We start from the raw sequence: 17,977 nt of genomic DNA, 5'->3' as shown, positions 1-17,977 counted from the left end.
CTCTGACGCGCATCCCGCGGCGCCCACAGCAGCCGCGATCAGCACCGCAACAAAAAAGCGGGGCAACGGTCCCGTCGGCGCTGCGCTCCCCCGTTGCACACGCATGACGGTAAGCGGGCCGACAACGCTCAGCAAGCGGCGGCGTGCATCAGCCGCGGCCCGCGGCCAGGTCGTCGGGGCCGAAGGCGTCCGGCAGCAGGTCGCCGAGCCGGCGCGGCCCGCCCGGGTGGTCGATCAGCAGTTCGGGGCCGCCGTGTTCGGCCAGCACCTGACGGCATCGGCCGCAGGGCATCAGCACCGCGCCCCGCCCGTCCACGCACGCCAGCGCCAGCAGCCGGCCGCCGCCGGTGGCATGCAGGGCGCATACCACCGCACATTCGGCACAGAGACCAAGGCCATATGAGACGTTCTCCACATTGCAGCCGGTGACCACCCGGCCGTCATCGACCAGCGCTGCCGCCCCGACCCGGAACCGCGAGTACGGCGCATACGCACCCGCAGAGACATCGATTGCCTTGTCCCGCAACATCTTCCAGTCGATCTCAGGCATAACGAACCCCGCTCACCCGTCGCCGATTCCGACAGTCACCCTAGTCGCAAAACTGCATTTCGCTTGACGGACATTGGCGCAAGCGGCACCGTGTCCGAGCTAAGCTCAAGTGCCCGGCGTGACTGGCGTTGAAGTCGGAAGAAGGCGGTGAGGACTGGGGTGACTACGCAACCGACAACCGCGGATCCGGCGGCACCGGTATCGGCCCGCAAGCGCAGGCCGCCACGGACGCTGTACCGGGGCGACCCCGGCATGTGGTCGTGGGTGCTGCACCGGATCAGCGGCGCGACGATCTTCTTTTTCCTGTTCGTCCACGTGTTGGACGCCGCGATGCTGCGGGTGAGCCCGCAGACCTACAACGCCGTGATCCACGACTACCAGATGCCCATCGTCGGCCTGATGGAATACGGCCTGATCGCAGCGGTGCTCTTTCACGGCCTGAACGGGATCCGGGTGATCCTGATCGACTTCTGGTCCGAAGGCCCGCGCCACCAGCGCCTGATGTTCTGGATCGTCGGCATCGTGTTCCTGCTGCTGATGGTCCCGGCCGGCGTGGTGACGGTCATCCACATGATGGAGCACTTCCGATGAGCGAGCTTCAGCAGCTGGGCTCCCAATCCCACCGGGGCGGCCTCGCCCCGGTCAAACAGCGCCTCTACGACCGCCCCGCCAGCCTGGACAACCCCCGCTCGCCGCGGCGGCGGGCCGGCATCCCCAACTTCGAGAAGTTCGCCTGGCTGTTCATGCGGTTCTCCGGGATCGCGTTGTTCGTGCTGGCGATCGGCCACCTGTTCATCATGCTGATGTGGGATAACGGCGTTTACCGCATCGACTTCAACTACGTGGCGCAGCGGTGGGCGTCGCCGTTCTGGCAGTTCTGGGACCTGGCGCTGCTGTGGCTGGCGCAACTGCACGGCGGCAACGGCCTGCGCACCATCATCGACGACTACAGCCGCAAGGACAGCACCCGCTTCTGGCTCAACAGCCTGCTGCTGTTGTCGATGGGGTTCACGTTGGTGCTGGGCACCTACGTGCTGCTGACATTCGACCCGAATATCGGAGGCTGATCGATGATCCAGCAACACCGGTACGACGTGGTGATCGTCGGCGCGGGGGGTGCCGGCATGCGCGCCGCGGTGGAATCCGGCCCGCGGGTGCGCACCGCGGTGCTGACCAAGCTCTACCCCACCCGCAGCCACACCGGGGCGGCGCAGGGCGGCATGTGCGCGGCGCTGGCCAACGTCGAAGAGGACAACTGGGAATGGCACACCTTCGACACCGTCAAGGGCGGCGACTACCTGGCCGACCAGGACGCGGTGGAGATCATGTGCAAGGAAGCCATCGACGCGGTGCTCGACCTGGAGAAAATGGGGATGCCGTTCAACCGCACCCCCGAGGGCCGCATCGACCAGCGCCGCTTCGGCGGGCACACCCGCGACCACGGCAAGGCCCCGGTGCGCCGGGCCTGTTACGCCGCCGACCGCACCGGTCACATGATCCTGCAGACCCTGTACCAGAACTGCGTGCGGCACGACGTGCAGTTCTTCAACGAGTTCTATGCGCTGGATTTGGTTTTGACGCAGACCCCGAGCGGGCCGGTGGCCACCGGGGTGGTCGCCTACGAGCTGGCCACCGGCGACATCCACGTCTTCCACGCCAAGGCGGTGGTGCTCGCCACCGGCGGTTCGGGCCGGATGTACAAGACCACCTCGAATGCGCACACGCTGACCGGTGACGGCATCGGCATCGTCTTCCGCAAGGGACTTCCCTTGGAGGACATGGAGTTTCACCAATTCCATCCGACCGGCCTGGCAGGCCTGGGCATCCTGATCTCCGAGGCGGTGCGCGGTGAGGGCGGCCGGCTGCTCAACGGCGAGGGCGAGCGCTTCATGGAGCGTTACGCACCGACGATCGTCGACCTGGCGCCGCGCGACATCGTCGCGCGCTCCATGGTTTTGGAGGTTTTGGAGGGACGCGGCGCCGGCCCGCACAAAGACTACGTCTACATCGACGTCCGCCACCTCGGCGAGGACGTGCTGGAGGCCAAGCTGCCCGACATCACCGAGTTCGCGCGCACCTACCTCGGTGTGGACCCGGTGCACGAGTTGGTCCCCGTCTACCCGACCTGCCACTACGTGATGGGCGGCATCCCCACCACCGTCACCGGACAGGTGTTGCGGGACAACACTTCCACGGTGCCGGGGCTGTATGCGGCCGGCGAGTGCGCGTGCGTGTCGGTGCACGGGGCCAACCGGCTGGGCACCAATTCGCTGCTGGACATCAACGTGTTCGGCCGGCGGGCCGGGATCGCCGCGGCCAATTACGCGCGGGGCCATGACTTCGTGGACATGCCGCCGGAGCCGGCGGCGATGGTCGTCGGCTGGGTCGGCGACATCCTCTCCGAACACGGCAACGAGCGCGTCGCCGACATCCGCATCGCGCTGCAGCAGTCGATGGACAACAACGCCGCGGTGTTCCGCACCGAGGAGACACTCAAGCAGGCGCTCACCGACATCCACGCGCTGAAGGAGCGGTACGCCCGAATCAGCGTGCACGACAAGGGGAAACGATTCAACAGCGACCTGCTGGAGGCCATCGAACTGGGCTTCCTGCTGGAGCTCGCCGAGGTGACCGTGGTCGGCGCCTTGAACCGCAAGGAGTCTCGTGGCGGCCACGCCCGCGAGGACTATCCCAACCGCGACGACGTCAACTTCATGCGCCACACCATGGCCTACAAGCAGGGCAGCGACCTGCTCAGCGACATCGCGCTGGACTTCAAGCCCGTGGTGCAGACGCGCTACGAACCTAAGGAACGGAAGTACTGATGAGTGTCGAAACAGGGGACGAAACGACTCTGGAGCCACCCCTGCCGCCCGTTCCCGACGGGGCGGTGATGGTCACCGTCAAGATCGCCCGGTTCAACCCCGATCAGCCCGACGCCTTCGCGGAAACCGGTGGCTGGCAAAGCTTTCGGGTGCCGTGCCGGCCCAGCGACCGGATGCTCAACCTGCTGATCTACATCAAGAGCTACCTGGACGGGACGCTGACCTTCCGGCGTTCGTGCGCGCACGGGGTGTGCGGTTCGGACGCCATGCGCATCAACGGCGTCAACCGCCTGGCCTGCAAGGTGCTGATGCGCGACCTGCTGCCCAAGAGGCCGGGCAAAACACTGACCATCACGGTCGAGCCGATCCGTGGGCTGCCGGTGGAGAAGGACCTGGTGGTCGACATGGAGCCGTTCTTCGACGCCTATCGGGCGGTGAAGCCGTACCTGGTCACGACCGGCAACCCGCCGACCCGCGAACGCATTCAGAGCCCGACCGACCGGGCCCGCTACGACGACACCACCAAGTGCATCCTGTGCGCGGCGTGCACCACCAGTTGCCCGATCTTCTGGCACGAGGGCAGTTACTACGGCCCGGCCGCGATCGTCAACGCGCACCGGTTCATCTTCGACAGCCGCGACGAGGCCGCCGCCGAGCGCCTGGACATCCTCAACGAGGTCGACGGCGTGTGGCGGTGCCGCACCACCTTCAACTGCACCGAGGCCTGTCCGCGTGGCATCGAGATCACCAAGGCGATCCAAGAGGTCAAGCGCGCGATCATGTTCTCCCGCTAGGCGGGTTTTCGCGCCGAGTGTCACGCCAGCGTGGCATTCGATGCCGAGCGTCACGCCAGTGTGACGCACCGGCGCCGCCAGCCCGTCACACATCGCGGCCCTGTCCCGTCTGACGGGTATGACACAGAAAACCCGCATCGAGCCCCTGCCGCCCAAGCGCACCGGATTGCTGACCCGGGCCATGTACCGGATCGCCAAGCGGCGCTACGGCCAAGTTCCCGAGCCGTTCGCCGTGGCCGCGCATCATCGCAAGCTGATGATCGCCAGCGCCGTGCACGAGACGATGGTCGACCGGGCCTCGAAAACGCTGCCGACCAGCGTGCGCGAGCTCGCGGTGTTGTGGACCGCGCGTCAGATCGGCTGCTCGTGGTGCGTCGACTTCGGATCGATGCTGCAGCGCCTGGACGGCCTGGACATGGCGCGCCTCAAGGAGATCGACAACTACGCCACCTCAACGGCATTCACCGACGACGAGCGCGCGGCCATCGCCTATGCCGCCGCGATGACCACCGATCCGCACACCGTCACCGACGGCCAGGTCGACGATCTGCGCGCCCGCTTCGGCGACGCCGGTGTGTTCGAGCTGACCTACCAGATCGGGTTGGAGAACATGCGGGCGCGGGTGAATTCCGCGCTGGGCATCACCGAGCAGGGCTTCAATTCCGGTGACGCCTGCCGCGTTCCGTGGGCTAGCCAGCCAGGCGAGACCGCGGCGCGGCGCTAAGGTGGTTTATGCGCGTCTGGGAGCTGGAACCGGGCCGGCTGATGGTCGCCGGTGCGTTCTCCGACCTCGCGCCGCACCACCACCCAGCGGTACAGATCACCGTCGGCGGGCACGGCCCGCTGTCGGTGACCGGCGACGGCGACACGCACGACACGTGCCGGCTTGTCGTGATCGCCAGTGGAGCACGTCATGCCGTGCGGTCCGATTCCGATTCCGGGGCGCTGACGCTGTACCTCGGGCTGCAGACGCCGCAGGGCAGCGCGCTGAACACGTTGGCGCGCAACCATGCTCGCGGCGTCTGGATCGTCAGCGGCGGAACGCAACTGGCCGAGGCGACGGCCGCGGAGCTGGCCGAAACGGGGCCCGAGACGGCGGCCGGTTTTCTCCTCGACAGTCTCTGCGGGACACAAGATGGGCGACGATCGGTTCACCCGCAGCTTCGGCAGGCGATCGAAGTCGTCGCGGGCCGCGTGCCCGAGCGCATCGATGTGGCCTCAGTCGCCGGGGCCGTCGCGCTGTCCCCCGACTACCTCGGGCGGCTGTGCAAACAGCAGACCGGCGTCTCGTTCTCGGCCGCCATCCGCTGGGAGCGGCTGGTGGCCGCCATCAGCTACCTGCTCGATGGTCGCTCCATCACCGACGCTGCTCACCTGGCCGGGTTCGCCGACGGGTCGCATGCCAACCGGGTGTGCTGGGAGATGACCGGGGCCACCCCAAGCGAACTCGCCGAAGCGGTCAACAAACCCTGATCTGACGGATCCATACAAGCGCTCGCCCGCGGATTACCGCAGGGTGGATGCATGCCTGCGATGTCACGGTCCGCACGGGCCTTCTGCTGCGGCGCCGTGTGGCGCTCGTCTTGCGCAACCATCGCGGGCGAGCTTCGGGAAGGAGAAATCTGATGTCATCGTTGAGCATTCGCGCCAAAGCGGCGGTGGTTCGCACCCTGTTCGCCGCGCCCACCCCCGTCCGCCGGATGCTGGCGGGTCCGCCGCTGCGCATCGACGGCCAGGAGATGGCGCTCGACGCGCAGCTGGTCATCTGGCTCAAGAACCTCTCCGGCTCCGACGTTTTCGACGGTCCGGTGGAGCAGGCCCGGTCACGATACGACGAGCTGCCCAGCCTGATCGGCTACCGGTCACCGGTGGCCATCGCCACGCGGGAGATCACCATTCCCGTCGCGACAACAGCCATTCCGGCCACCCTGTACAGCCCCGAGCACGTGCCCGCACCGTCGGGCCTGCTGGTGTATTTCCACGGTGGCGGCTTCTCGGTCGGGACCCGGTTCAGCCACGACCCCGTCGCCCGTTACCTGGCCGGCCACGCCGGCGTGCGGGTGCTGTCGGTCGAATACCGGCGCGCCCCCGAGCACCAATTCCCCACTGCCGCAGACGATGCGCTCGCCGCGTTCGATTACGCCCACGCGCACGCCGCCGAGCTGGGTGCGGATCCTCACTGCATCGGCGTCGGGGGCGACAGCGCCGGCGGCAATCTCGCCGCCGTTACCGCGCAGCGGGCGGCGCGGCGAGGCGGCGGGGTTCCGGTGTTCCAAATGCTGATGTATCCCGTGACCGACCTCAGCACACGCCGGCCGTCACGCGATTTGTTCGCCGAAGGGTCGACGTTCACCGACCGCAACATCGATTGGGTGATGGCCAACTACATTCCCGCGCAAACCGATCCGGCACATCCGCGGCTGTCACCGCAGCACGGCGATGTCACCGGCGTACCGCCCGCTTATGTCGCCACCGCGGGGTTCGATCCGATCCGCGACGACGGCGAAGCGTACGCGAACAAACTGCGCGCCGCCGGGGTCCCGGTGGCGCTGACCCGCCAGGCCGACCTGCCGCACGGATACCTCAACTTCGTGGGCATCGGAGGGCGGTTCGCCGAGGCCGCGAGCGAGGCGGCCGGCGCGCTGCAGCTCGGGCTCGCCGCGAATGCCGGGTCAGCCTCGCAGCGGGGAGCCGGTGAATTTGTCGGGGTTGGCGACATCCCATAGGGCGCAGACCTTTCCGTCGCGCACCGTCGCCGCCATGATCCGCGGCATCATCTCGCGATACCCGTTACTGGCGGGGCAGCCCGCCGTGTACCCGCCCAGCTCGCCGTTGACGAGCCCCAGCTGATACGAAGTGAACATGGCCGGGCCGTAGCGCTGAGCCAGGCCGAAGATGAATCGGGCCACCTTGTCCGCGCCGTGAATGACGTTGATTGCGGTGGGCGCCTTGCCGTTCGCGTCGCCGGTCAGGATGACGTCGGGATGCAGCAGCGCCACCACGGCCTCCAGATCGCCGGATGCCATGGCCGCCAGCAACTTCCCCACCACCTCGGCGTGCGCCGGATCGGGCTTGGGCGGGGCGTCGGCCGCGACCGCCTTGCGCGCCCGTGACGCCAGCTGCCGGGCGGCGGCCTCGTTGGTCCCCAGCACCTGCGCCACCTCCGCGAAGGGCACGGCGAACCCGTCGTGCAACACGAAGGCGACCCGTTGATCCGGTGACAGCCGCTCCAGCACCACCATCGCCGCGAACCGGGCGTCCTCGCCGGCCACCACCGCGGACAGCGGATCGGCCGCGTCAAACCCGGTGACCACCGGCTCGGGCAGCCAGTTGCCGGTGTAGGTCTCGCGACGATGCGCGGCCGAACGCAACCTGTCCAGCCCCAGCCTGCTCACCACCGTGGTCAGCCAGGCCCGCAGGTCGGTGATCGCGCCATCCTGCCGGTGCCAGCGCAGCCAGGCGTCCTGGACGATGTCCTCGGCGTCGGCCACCGTGCCGGTGAGGCGGTAGGCGACCGACATGAGATGGGGACGTAGCGACTCGAACTCGCTGACCTGCTGCGCAGAGGTCATGCCGCGAGGTTACGCTCAGCGTCGAGATGACCGACAACCTATGGCTGCACTTCGCGAGGCACGGCCCGGACATCACCGCGCCGATCATCACCCGCGGCGAGGGTGTCACCCTGTTCGACGACCGCGGCAAGAGCTACCTCGACGGCCTGTCCGGACTGTTCACCGTCCAGGTAGGCCACGGGCGCACCGAACTCGCCGAGGTCGCCGCCCGCCAGGCGGGCACGCTGGCGTTCTTCCCGCTGTGGGGGTACGCGACGCCCCCCGCGATCGAGCTCGCCGAACGCCTCGCCGGCTACGCGCCGGGCGATCTGAACCGGGTCTTCTTCACCACCGGCGGCACCGAGGCCGTCGAGACCGCGTGGAAACTGGCCAAGCAGTACTTCAAGCTCACCGGCAAACCCGGTAAGCACAAGGTCATTTCGCGCGCGATCGCCTACCACGGAACCACGCAGGGCGCCCTGGCGATCACCGGGCTGCCGAAATACAAGGCACCGTTCGAGCCGGTGACGCCCGGCGGCTTCCGGGTGCCCAACACCAATTTCTACCGCGCGCCCGAGCAGTTCGGAACCGACCCGAAGGCCTTCGGGCGGTGGGCCGCCGACCGGATCGCCGAGGCCATCGAGTTCGAGGGCCCCGACACCGTCGCCGCGGTGTTCCTGGAGCCGGTGCAGAACGCCGGTGGCAGCATCCCGCCTCCCCCAGGCTATTTCGAGCGGGTGCGCCAGATCTGCGACGAATACGACGTGCTGCTGGTCTCCGACGAGGTGATCTGCGCGTTCGGCCGGATCGGGTCGATGTTCGCCTGCTGCAGTGAGATCGGAGACTTCGGCTATGTGCCGGACATGATCACCTGCGCCAAGGGAATGACGTCGGGCTACTCACCCATCGGCGCCATGATCGCCAGCGCGCGGTTGTTCGAACCGTTCAACGACGGCGCCACCATGTTCCCGCACGGGTATACCTTTGGCGGCCATCCGGTTTCGGCGGCCGTGGGGCTGGCGAACCTCGACATCTTCGAGCGTGAGGGCCTCAATGACCACGTTCGAACCCACGCGCCCGCCTTTCGCGCCACCCTGGACAAGCTCTACGACCTGCCCATCGTCGGGGACGTGCGCGGCGAGGGCTTCTTCTACGGCATCGAACTGGTCAAGGACAAGGCGACCAAGCAGACCTTCACCGACGACGAACGCCGTACTCTGCTCGGCCGGGTGTCCTCGGCGCTTTTCGAGGCCGGTTTGTACTGCCGCACCGACGACCGCGGCGATTCCGTCATCCAGCTGGCGCCGCCGCTGATCAGCGGCCAGGCCGAATTCGACACCATCGAAGCCATCCTGCGCGATGTGCTGACGAGAACCCAGGCGCGCATCTAGGGGCCAGGCCATGGCCCCCAAGCCCCGCATCACCCGGTGCGGTGGCAGCCGCCGCTAGCCGGCGGGCACCTGCCGGACCGCGTCGGCGGCCAACATCACCTCCCGCGCGCGCGTGGCGGTCGGGTTGTTCCAGAAGCGCGCCACGGCGTTGCACAGCCAGGCCAGCGCCGACCGCAGCTCAGGGTCGGTGGCGGCGTCACGGTGCAGCGTCAGCTCCGCCAACACCTGGTCGAACCCGGAACGCCGTACCTGCGTCGCCCTCTCGACCTGCTTGAGCAGATCGCTCAACGCTCGGGGGCCGACACCCGCCGAAGCGCCGCCTCCGCTGCGCCGCCAGGCGGACCACAACCGATCGCGTGAAATGGCGAAACCCCCGAGGTTCGATGCGGTGGGTGGCTTTCGGGCCGAGCGCAGGCCCAGCGTATCGCGGCTGAGCCCGCCCGACGCTCAGTAACTTCCGTCTCACCAGTCACAGCGCGGCTCCCCGGATTCGGGCCGCCGATCGCTTACTGTGCACAGACGATGAGCCTGTTACGTTCCGCTTCATGCCTGGCAGCGGCGCTTTTCCTGATGGCCGCCCCGGTCACGCTGGCAGCACCGGCGAACATGCCGCTCGCGAAGGCCGAGCCCGGCGCCGAACCCAATGCCGCGCCCGCGGACTGCCCGTACAAGGTGAACACCCCCAAGGCCGTGGACTCGTCGGAGGCCCCCACGGCCGGCGACCCGCCGATCCCGCTGGCGGTGCCGGCGAAGCCGGTCGGCGGCGACGCACTGGGCAGCTGCGGCATCGTCGCCGCGCCGAATACGCCGGCGCTGCCGAACGACGTCTCCGCCGAGGCCTGGCTGGTGGCCGACCTGGACAGCGGCGCGGTCATCGCGGCCAAGGACCCGCACGGGCGGCACCGCCCGGCCAGCATCATCAAGGTGCTGGTCGCGATGGCCGCCATCAACGCCCTCAACCTGAACAAGTCGGTCCCCGGAACCGCCGACGACGCCGCCGCCGAGGGCACCAAGGTCGGCGTCACCGACGGCGGCGTCTTCACCGTCAACCAACTGCTGCACGGGCTGCTGATGCACTCCGGCAACGACGCCGCCCACGCGCTGTCCATGCAGCTGGGCGGGATGCAGCAGGCGCTGGAGAAGATCAACGTGCTGGCCGCCAAGCTCGGCGGCTCCGACACCCGGGCGGCATCGCCGTCGGGCCTGGACGCGCCCGGCATGAGCACCTCGGCCTATGACATCGGGCTGTTCTACCGCTACGCCTGGCAGAACCCGACGTTCGCCGACATCGTCGCGACGCGCACGTTCGACTTCCCCGGCCACGGCGACCACCCGGGCTACGAGCTGGAGAACGACAACCAGCTGCTCTACAAGTATCCCGGCGCCCTGGGCGGCAAGACCGGTTACACCGACGACGCGGGCCAGACGTTCGTGGGCGCGGCCAATCACGACGGACGACGCTTGATGGCCGTGCTGCTGCACGGGACGCGGGTGCCGATCGCGCCGTGGGAACAGGCCGCGCACCTGCTGGACTACGGCTTCTCCACCCCGCAGGGCACGCAGGTCGGGTCGTTGATCGCGCCCGACCCGTCGCTGGCCCCGGCCAAGCACGACGCCGCCGCGGACCCGCTCGCCAACAACGCCGCGGCCGACGGGATCATCGGATCCGCGGACGCCATGCCGATCCGGGTGGGGGTGGCGGTGATCGGCACCATGGTGGTGTTCGCGCTGATCATGATGGCCCGCTCGATGAACCGCCGACCACTTCATCGCTGAGCGTGCCCACCGGATCGCGACTGCTCGCCGGGCTGACCGCCGCCAGCGTGGGCATCATCTTCGGCTACGACCTGTCCATCATCGCCGGGGCGCAGTTGTTCATCACCGAGGACTTCGGGCTGTCCACCCGCCAGCAGGAGCTGCTGACGACGATGGTGGTGATCGGCCAGATCGCCGGGGCGCTGGGCGCCGGCGTGCTGGCCAACGTGATCGGGCGCAAACGGTCGGTGGTGCTGATCCTGTTCGCCTACGCCGCTTTCGCGCTGCTGGCCGCGTTCTCCGTCTCGCTGCCGATGTTGCTGTCGGCGCGGTTGCTGCTGGGGCTGACCCTCGGCGTGGCGGTGGTCGTGGTCCCGGTCTACGTGGCGGAATCCGCCCCGACGGCGGTGCGCGGTTCACTGCTGACGGCCTATCAGCTGGCGATAGTCAGCGGCCTGATCGTCGGCTATCTGACCGGCTATCTGCTCGCCGGCACCCACAGCTGGCGGTGGATGCTGGGGCTGGCCTGCGTGCCCGCATTGTTGTTGCTGCCGTTGGTGATTCGGATGCCCGACACGGCGCGATGGTACGTGCTGAAAGGCCGGACGGACGACGCCCGGCGGGCGCTGCTGCGGATCGAACCCGCCGAGCGTGTCGATGCCGAACTCGACGAGATCGGCCGAGCGCTGAGCGAGGCCTCGCGCGGGAGCGGGATCTCCGAGCTGCTGCGGCCCCCGTACCTGCGGGCCACCGCCTTCGTGGTGGTCCTCGGCTTCTTGATCCAGATCACCGGCATCAACGCGATCATCTACTACAGCCCCAGAATCTTTCAGGCCATGGGTTTCACCGGCAATCTCGCGCTGCTGGGGCTGCCCGCGCTGCTTCAGGTCGCCGGGTTGGCGGCCGTCGGCACTGCGCTGGTGCTGGTGGATCGAGTGGGCCGGCGGCCAATCCTGTTGTGCGGCACCGCCATGATGATCGTCGCCGACGTCGTGTTGATGGCGGTGTTCGGGCGGGGTTTCGGCGGCACGATCGTCGGATTCGCCGGAATCCTGCTGTTCATCTTCGGCTACACCATGGGGTTCGGCTCCCTGGGCTGGGTGTACGCCAGCGAAAGCTTCCCGTCCCGGCTACGCTCGATCGGGTCCAGCACCATGTTGACCTCCAACCTGGTGGCCAACGCCATCGTCGCCGCCGTCTTTCTGAGCCTGCTCCATTCACTGGGCGGCGCAGGCACTTTCGCGCTGTTCGGGGCGCTCGCCGCGGTCGCGTTCCTCTTCGTGTACCGGTACGCGCCGGAAACCAAGGGCCGCCAGCTCGAAGACATCCGCCACTTCTGGGAAAACGGCGGCCGCTGGGAGAACCCGTGCCCGTGATCGCCGCGGGCACCATGGTGCTCGACGGACAGGTCTGCCGCCCCGGCTGGCTGCAGACCTCCGGCGGACGGATCGCGGCCTGCTCGCCCGGGCCGCCGCCCCAACCGGCCGACGTCGACCTCCCCGATTGCACGGTGGCGCCGGGCTTTGTCGACATGCACGTGCACGGCGGCGGTGGGGCCTCCTACACCGACGGCGACGGTATCGCCGACGCCGCCGCCTTTCACCTGCGGCATGGCACCACCACCACGCTGGCCAGCCTGGTGACCGCCTCGCCGGCCGAACTGCTGGGCGCGGTGCGCGCGCTCGCCGGGGCCGCCAAGCGCGGCATCGTCGCGGGCGTCCACCTGGAGGGGCCGTGGCTGAGCCGCGCACATTGCGGAGCCCACGACCCCACCCAGATGCGTGACCCGGACGCGGGAGAGATCGATGCGGTGCTGGCAGCGGGCGACGGCACCATCCGGATGGTGACGCTGGCACCCGAGCTGCGCGGCGCCGACGCGGCCATCCGGCGTTTCGTGGACGCGGGAGTCGTTGTGGCGGTGGGCCATACCGCCGCTTCCTACGAGCAGACCACTAATGCCATCGCGCTGGGCGCCACGGTCGGCACGCATCTGTTCAACGCGATGCCGCCGCTGCACCATCGCGAGCCGGGCCCGGCCCTGGCCCTGCTGCGGGACCCGCGAGTGACCGTCGAGGTGATCGCCGACGGCGTGCACCTGCACCCCGACGTGGTGACGGCGGTGATCGCTTCGGCGGGCGCGGACCGCGTCGCCATGATCACCGACGCGATCGCCGCGGCCGGACGCACCGACGGGGCGTTTCGGCTCGGCGCGGTGCCGATCGATGTCGTCGCCGGGGTCGCACGGGTGCACGGGGCGACGACGATCGCGGGCAGCACCGCCACGATGGATCAGGTCTTCCGCACGGTGCATGCCGGCGCCGGCCTGGCCGCCGCGGTGCAGACGACCGCCGCGACGCCGGCGCGAGCGCTCGGCCTGCACCGGGTGGGCGTCCTCACCCCCGGCTACGACGCCAATCTCGTTGTGCTGGACGATCATTTAGGCATCTCGGACGTCATGGTGCGCGGCGCCTGGCGCCGTGGAGGTGCTTGATGGCCTGGCTCGTGTTGATTGCGTCGGGAGTCCTCGAGGCGGTGTGGGCGACCGCGCTGAACAAATCCGACGGCTTCTCCCGACTCGTCCCGTCGCTGGTATTCCTTGTCGCCGTGGCGCTTTCGATGACCGGATTGGCGCTCGCCATGCGCACCCTGCCGGTCGGAACCAGCTATGCGGTCTGGGTCGGCGTGGGGGCGGTGCTCACCGTCGGCTACGCGACGCTGATCGGCGACGAACCGGCGTCGTTGATCAAGCTGGTGCTGATCGGCGGGATCGTGGCCTGCGTCGCGGGGCTGAAGCTGGTCGGCTAGCGATCGCGGCGGCTCAAGCGGGCGATCCGGGAAAGCGCCAGCGCCCCAACGGCTCCCACCGCCATCGCGGTCAGCGTTTGGCGCGTTCCCCGGCCCTCATCCAGCTGCACGCGCGGCGCGATGATCGCCGGGGCCGGAGGGGCGACGGGTTGGCCGCGCGGATCGTTCGAGGCCGCCGCCGCCCAGGCGGTGCAGAACAGGACGAGATACGCGGTGATGTAAGCGAACACCATCAACCCGAGCACCGGGCCGAAGGCCGCGCCCGCCGGGCTGCGCAGCACCGTGCGCAGATAAATGGAGGCGACCTGTTTGAACACCTCGAAGCCGATCGCCGCGATCAGCCCGGCCCGCATCGAATCGACAAAGCTCACTTTTTCCCGGGGCAGGCGGGCGATCATCCAGGTGAACAGCAGCCACGACACCAGCGTCGCGATCAGGATCGAGAACAACCAAAACAGCCAGTCGAACACCACAAACTGCGGTATGCCAAGCCATTTCAGGAGCGCGGCCATGGGCGCGGCGTGTCCGACGGTGGTCAGGCCGACGGTGGCCACGATGATCGCGAACGTCCCCATCATCGCCAGCAGATCGGAAAGCTTGTTGCGCACGAAGCCCGGCGACTCGATGTGTTCGTCCCACCACATCTCCGTCACCGCCTGGCGCAGGTGCGATATCCAGCCCAATCCGGCCCACACGGCGGTGGCCAACCCGATCACACCGACCGACGTCCGGGCGTCGATGGCCGAGTTCATCAACTCCTGCAGCTGATTACCGAGCGCCCCGGTGACCTGGGAGCGGATGTGGTCGTCGATGGTGCTCAGCAGCTGCGGTCTGCGGGCCAGCACGAACCCGAAGACCGCGAAACCGACCATGAGCAAAGGAAACAACGCGAAAATCGTGTAATAGGTGAGCCCGGCCGCAAAGAACCCGCCGTTGCGCTCATCGAACCGCTGGTAGGCGCGAATCACGTGATCAAGCCAGCCGTGCCGGGCCCGCAACCGATCGAAAACGCCCGCCTTGGCCGGCTCGCTCATCGCACGACTCCAATGAGAGCGGTACTAGCTCCGTTGTGGAAGAAACCCAAGGCGATCGTAAACCCGCTGAACCGTTTTCCCGGCCACATCGTTGGCCTTTTCCGCTCCGGCCGCGAGCACGGCCTCCAATTCGGCGAGATCGGCGGTCAGTTCGTCGACTCGGGCCTTGATCGGGGCGACGAACTCGACGACCGCCTCGGCGGTGTCCTTCTTCAAATCGCCGTAACCCCTTCCGGCATAGCCTTCCACGAGCGTGTCGATCCCGGCGCCGGTGACCGCGGACTGGATGCTGAGCAGGTTGGAGACTCCCGGCTTGGCCGCGGTGTCGAAGCGAATCTCGCGTTCGCTGTCGGTGACCGCCGAGCGAATCTTCTTGGCCGACACCGCCGGTTCGTCGAGCAGGTTGATCAGCCCGGCGTCGGTGGCCGCCGACTTGCTCATCTTCGATGTCGGGTCTTGCAAGTCGTAGATCTTCGCGGTCGCCTTGGGAATGAACATGTCCGGCACCACGAACGTCTCCGGGAAGCGGCTGTTGAACCGCTCGGCGATGTCGCGCGCCAGCTCGAGATGTTGTCGCTGGTCCTCACCCACCGGTACCAGATCGGTGTCGTAGGCCAGCACGTCGGCCGCCTGTAGCACCGGGTAGGTGAACAACCCCACGGTGGTGGAGTCGGCGCCCTGGCGCAGCGACTTGTCCTTGAACTGCGTCATCCGCGACGCCTGTCCGAAGCCGGTGAAGCAGCCCAGCACCCAGGCCAGCTGAGTGTGGGCGGGCACGTGGCTCTGCACGAACACGGTGCTGCGGGCCGGGTCGATGCCCAGCGCCAGATACTGCGCGGCCGTGATCAAGGTGCGGCGACGCAGCGCCTCGGGATCCTGGGGGACGGTGATGGCATGCAGGTCGACCACGCAGAAGAACGCGTCATGGTCGTCCTGCAGCGCGACCCACTGTGTGATGGCGCCCAGCGCGTTACCCAGGTGAAGCGAATCGGAGGTCGGCTGCACGCCGGAGAAAATCCGGCTTGATCCGGTAGCGGTGGTCATGATGCACCGATCTTTTCATGACGCGCGGGCGCTGCGAGGGGGCCGCCTTGCGGTACCGGCGGTACCACATTTACTGTCGGGCTATGACCAAGCTCGTCTGCTCGGCTCCTTCCTCGTGAGCCCCGCTCACTCGGCGTCGCCTTCGGCCCGGTCCCCCATCCACCTCGGTCCCAGGGATGGTTCCGGAGAGCCCGTCCTGATGCTGCACGGATTCCTGATGTCGCAGACGGTATGGGATCCGGTCGCGCCGCGGCTGGCCGAGACCGGTCGCTTCGAGGTCTTCGCCCCCACCATGGCCGGGCACAACGGCGGGCCCTATGCGGGCACCTGGCTGCTGAGCTCGTCGGTGCTGGCCGACCACGTCGAGCGCCAGCTCGACCAGCTCGGCTGGGAAACCGCGCACCTCGTGGGCAACTCGCTGGGCGGATGGGTCGCCTTCGAACTGGAGCGGCGGGGCCGCGCCCGCAGCGTCACCGGCATCGGCGCCGCGGGCGGATGGACGCGGTGGAGCCCGGTGAAATTCGAGGTCATCAGCAAGTTCATCGCGGGCATGCCCGTCCTCGCGCTGGCCCGGCTGTTCGGGGAGCGCACCCTGAAGCTGCCGCTGAGCCGGCGGCTGGCGACCCTGCCGCTCACCGCGACGCCGGAGGGCATCAGCGACGACCAGCTGCACGTCGTCATCGACGACGCCGCGCACTGCCCCGCGTACTTCCAGCTGCTCGTCAAGTCGCTGTTGGATCCGGGCCTGCTTCAGTTGGCCGACACCGCGGTGCCGGTCCAACTCGTGCTGTGCGAGAAGGACCGGGTGGTGCCCGCGAGCAGGTTCAATCGGCACTTCACCAACTTCCTGCCTCCGGGAACGAAGGTCACCAAGCTCGACGGCGTCGGTCACGTCCCCATGTTCGAGGCCCCCGACCGGGTCGCCGCGACCATCGCCGACTTCGTCGACGAGTGCGGCGCCGGGGCCGACCGGCGGCAACCACCGGCTAGTTAGCCAGCCGCTTTTCCAGGTCCTCCGCGATCGAGTTCAAGAACTCCTCGCTGTTCTGCCACTTCTGGTCGGGGCCGACGAGGACGGCCAGGTCCTTCGTCATCTTCCCGCTCTCGACGGTGGACACCACCACGTCCTCCAGCGTTCGCGCGAACTCGGTGACCTCGGGGGTGTCGTCCAGCTTGCCGCGGTGCGCCAGTCCACGCGTCCAGGCGAAGATCGAGGCGATCGGGTTGGTCGACGTCGGCTTGCCGGCCTGATACTGGCGGAAGTGCCGGGTGACGGTGCCGTGCGCGGCCTCGGCCTCGACCGTCTTGCCGTCGGCGGTCATCAGCACCGACGTCATCAGCCCCAGTGAGCCGTAGCCCTGCGCGACGAGGTCCGACTGCACGTCGCCGTCGTAGTTCTTGCAGGCCCACACGTAGCCGCCCTCCCACTTCAGGCAGGCCGCAACCATGTCGTCGATCAATCGGTGCTCGTAGGTCAGTCCCTCGGCCTCGAACTGCTCGGCGAACTCCTCGTCGTAGACGCGCTGGAACTCGTCTTTGAACATGCCGTCGTAGGCCTTGAGGATGGTGTTCTTGGTCGACAGGTACACCGGCCACTTGGCGTCCAGCCCGTACTTCAACGAGGCGCGGGCGAAGTCCCGGATGGAGTCCTTGAAGTTGTACATCCCCATCACGACGCCCCCGTCCTCGGGGATGGACACCACCTCGTGCACCATCGGCTCGCCGCCGTCGGCGGGCGTGAAAGTGATTGCGACGGTTCCGGGTTTGTCGACCTCGAAGTTGGTCGACCGGTACTGGTCGCCGAAGGCGTGGCGGCCGATGACGATCGGCTTGGTCCAGCCCGGTACCAGCCGCGGCACGTTCGAGATCATGATGGGCTCGCGGAAGATGGTGCCGCCCAGAATGTTTCGAATCGTGCCGTTGGGCGAGGGCCACATCTTCTTGAGATCGAACTCCTCGACGCGGGCCTCGTCGGGGGTGATGGTGGCGCACTTGACACCGACGCCGTGCTTCTTGATGGCGTTGGCCGCATCGATGGTCACCTGGTCATCGGTGCGGTCGCGGTGCTCGATGCCCAGGTCGTAGTAGTCCAGGTCGATGTCGAGGTGCGGCAGGATCAGCATGTCCTTGATCGACTTCCAGATGACGCGGGTCATTTCGTCGCCGTCGAGCTCTACGACGCGGCCTTTGACCTTGACCTTGGCTTCCCCTGCCATGTCGAGTCCCGC

Annotated in this window: 18 protein-coding genes and 1 pseudogene; 13 read left to right on the top strand and 6 right to left on the bottom strand. The window is 68.0% G+C overall.

Annotation, left to right across the window (positions count from 1 at the left end; all coding sequences use genetic code 11):
- Positions 1 to 148 precede the first annotated feature (148 nt).
- Entirely contained in the window at positions 149 to 550 is a 402-nt protein-coding gene (locus AC5Y4T_RS13840) for a cytidine deaminase (protein ID WP_499953760.1), read from the bottom strand.
- Positions 551 to 802: 252 nt separating this feature from the next.
- Between AC5Y4T_RS13840 and sdhC the strand changes: the two genes are divergently transcribed.
- The 7 genes and pseudogenes from sdhC (at position 803) to AC5Y4T_RS13805 (ending at position 6,895) form a co-directional block, all read left to right on the top strand.
- Positions 803 to 1,141, top strand: a complete 339-nt coding sequence (sdhC, locus tag AC5Y4T_RS13835) for a succinate dehydrogenase, cytochrome b556 subunit (RefSeq protein ID WP_499920754.1) — start codon at positions 803 to 805, stop codon at positions 1,139 to 1,141.
- Positions 1,138 to 1,617, top strand: a complete 480-nt coding sequence (locus AC5Y4T_RS13830) for a succinate dehydrogenase hydrophobic membrane anchor subunit (RefSeq protein ID WP_499920464.1) — start codon at positions 1,138 to 1,140, stop codon at positions 1,615 to 1,617. The genes sdhC and AC5Y4T_RS13830 overlap by 4 nt, the downstream gene beginning before the upstream one ends.
- 3 nt (positions 1,618 to 1,620) lie before the next feature.
- Positions 1,621 to 3,375: a succinate dehydrogenase flavoprotein subunit gene (gene sdhA, locus AC5Y4T_RS13825; RefSeq protein WP_499920466.1), complete on the top strand. Its 1,755-nt coding sequence runs from the start codon at positions 1,621 to 1,623 to the stop codon at positions 3,373 to 3,375.
- On the top strand, positions 3,375 to 4,169 hold the full coding sequence (locus AC5Y4T_RS13820; RefSeq protein ID WP_499953756.1) for a succinate dehydrogenase iron-sulfur subunit: 795 nt from the start codon (positions 3,375 to 3,377) through the stop codon (positions 4,167 to 4,169). Before sdhA ends, AC5Y4T_RS13820 begins: the two co-directional genes overlap by 1 nt.
- 103 nt (positions 4,170 to 4,272) lie before the next feature.
- Positions 4,273 to 4,893 (top strand): annotated as a pseudogene (locus AC5Y4T_RS13815) (carboxymuconolactone decarboxylase family protein); the annotation flags it as partial.
- A gap of 8 nt (positions 4,894 to 4,901) precedes the next feature.
- Complete coding sequence (locus tag AC5Y4T_RS13810; protein WP_499953753.1) at positions 4,902 to 5,642, top strand: helix-turn-helix transcriptional regulator; 741 nt, start codon at positions 4,902 to 4,904, stop codon at positions 5,640 to 5,642.
- A 152-nt stretch (positions 5,643 to 5,794) separates the two neighbouring features.
- Positions 5,795 to 6,895 (top strand): alpha/beta hydrolase, encoded by a 1,101-nt coding sequence (locus AC5Y4T_RS13805; RefSeq protein WP_499953749.1) that lies wholly within the window; start codon positions 5,795 to 5,797, stop codon positions 6,893 to 6,895.
- Here AC5Y4T_RS13805 and AC5Y4T_RS13800 read toward each other — a convergent pair.
- On the bottom strand, positions 6,842 to 7,741 hold the full coding sequence (locus tag AC5Y4T_RS13800; protein ID WP_499953745.1) for a sigma-70 family RNA polymerase sigma factor: 900 nt from the start codon (positions 7,739 to 7,741) through the stop codon (positions 6,842 to 6,844). The genes AC5Y4T_RS13805 and AC5Y4T_RS13800 overlap by 54 nt on opposite strands.
- A 26-nt stretch (positions 7,742 to 7,767) precedes the next feature.
- On the opposite strand from AC5Y4T_RS13800, the gene AC5Y4T_RS13795 reads away from it, so the two are divergent.
- The gene (locus tag AC5Y4T_RS13795; protein ID WP_499953736.1) at positions 7,768 to 9,111 is read left to right on the top strand and encodes an aspartate aminotransferase family protein; all 1,344 of its coding nucleotides are present in this window, start codon (positions 7,768 to 7,770) and stop codon (positions 9,109 to 9,111) included.
- A gap of 54 nt (positions 9,112 to 9,165) precedes the next feature.
- Here AC5Y4T_RS13795 and AC5Y4T_RS13790 read toward each other — a convergent pair whose 3' ends face one another.
- A complete protein-coding gene (locus AC5Y4T_RS13790; RefSeq protein WP_499953732.1) occupies positions 9,166 to 9,459 on the bottom strand; it encodes a hypothetical protein in 294 nt (97 codons plus the stop codon).
- Between the two features lie 258 nt (positions 9,460 to 9,717).
- Here AC5Y4T_RS13790 and dacB1 point away from each other — a divergent pair, with 258 nt between their 5' ends.
- The 4 genes from dacB1 to AC5Y4T_RS13770 are packed head-to-tail and all read left to right on the top strand — an operon-like array spanning position 9,718 to position 13,671.
- Positions 9,718 to 10,887 (top strand): D-alanyl-D-alanine carboxypeptidase DacB1, encoded by a 1,170-nt coding sequence (gene dacB1 / locus AC5Y4T_RS13785; protein ID WP_499953771.1) that lies wholly within the window; start codon positions 9,718 to 9,720, stop codon positions 10,885 to 10,887.
- Between the two features lie 2 nt (positions 10,888 to 10,889).
- Positions 10,890 to 12,242: a sugar porter family MFS transporter gene (locus tag AC5Y4T_RS13780; RefSeq protein WP_499953728.1), complete on the top strand. Its 1,353-nt coding sequence runs from the start codon at positions 10,890 to 10,892 to the stop codon at positions 12,240 to 12,242.
- Positions 12,233 to 13,357, top strand: coding sequence for an N-acetylglucosamine-6-phosphate deacetylase (gene nagA, locus AC5Y4T_RS13775; RefSeq protein WP_499953724.1), 1,125 nt, complete (start codon positions 12,233 to 12,235; stop codon positions 13,355 to 13,357). Before AC5Y4T_RS13780 ends, nagA begins: the two co-directional genes overlap by 10 nt.
- On the top strand, positions 13,357 to 13,671 hold the full coding sequence (locus tag AC5Y4T_RS13770; protein ID WP_499947669.1) for a DMT family transporter: 315 nt from the start codon (positions 13,357 to 13,359) through the stop codon (positions 13,669 to 13,671). The genes nagA and AC5Y4T_RS13770 overlap by 1 nt, the downstream gene beginning before the upstream one ends.
- On the opposite strand, the gene yhjD is transcribed toward AC5Y4T_RS13770, so the two are convergent.
- Together yhjD and trpS are read right to left on the bottom strand one after the other, a co-directional pair.
- Entirely contained in the window at positions 13,668 to 14,705 is a 1,038-nt protein-coding gene (gene yhjD, locus AC5Y4T_RS13765) for an inner membrane protein YhjD (protein WP_499953721.1), read from the bottom strand. The genes AC5Y4T_RS13770 and yhjD overlap by 4 nt on opposite strands.
- Before the next feature lie 24 nt (positions 14,706 to 14,729).
- Positions 14,730 to 15,749 (bottom strand): tryptophan--tRNA ligase, encoded by a 1,020-nt coding sequence (trpS, locus tag AC5Y4T_RS13760; RefSeq protein ID WP_499953716.1) that lies wholly within the window; start codon positions 15,747 to 15,749, stop codon positions 14,730 to 14,732.
- A gap of 196 nt (positions 15,750 to 15,945) precedes the next feature.
- On the opposite strand from trpS, the gene ephH reads away from it, so the two are divergent.
- Positions 15,946 to 16,743 carry an epoxide hydrolase EphH gene (ephH, locus tag AC5Y4T_RS13755; protein ID WP_499920760.1) on the top strand — a complete coding sequence of 266 codons (798 nt, stop codon included), beginning with the start codon at positions 15,946 to 15,948 and terminating at the stop codon, positions 16,741 to 16,743.
- Here ephH and AC5Y4T_RS13750 read toward each other — a convergent pair.
- Positions 16,736 to 17,965, bottom strand: coding sequence for an NADP-dependent isocitrate dehydrogenase (locus AC5Y4T_RS13750; RefSeq protein WP_499953711.1), 1,230 nt, complete (start codon positions 17,963 to 17,965; stop codon positions 16,736 to 16,738). The genes ephH and AC5Y4T_RS13750 overlap by 8 nt on opposite strands.
- Between the last annotated feature and the right edge of the window lie 12 nt (positions 17,966 to 17,977).

The sequence above is a fragment of the Mycobacterium sp. NGS11 genome (assembly GCF_059813315.1).
The sequence above is the reverse complement of the archived record's forward strand: the minus strand, read 5'-3'. Positions and strand labels throughout refer to the sequence as shown.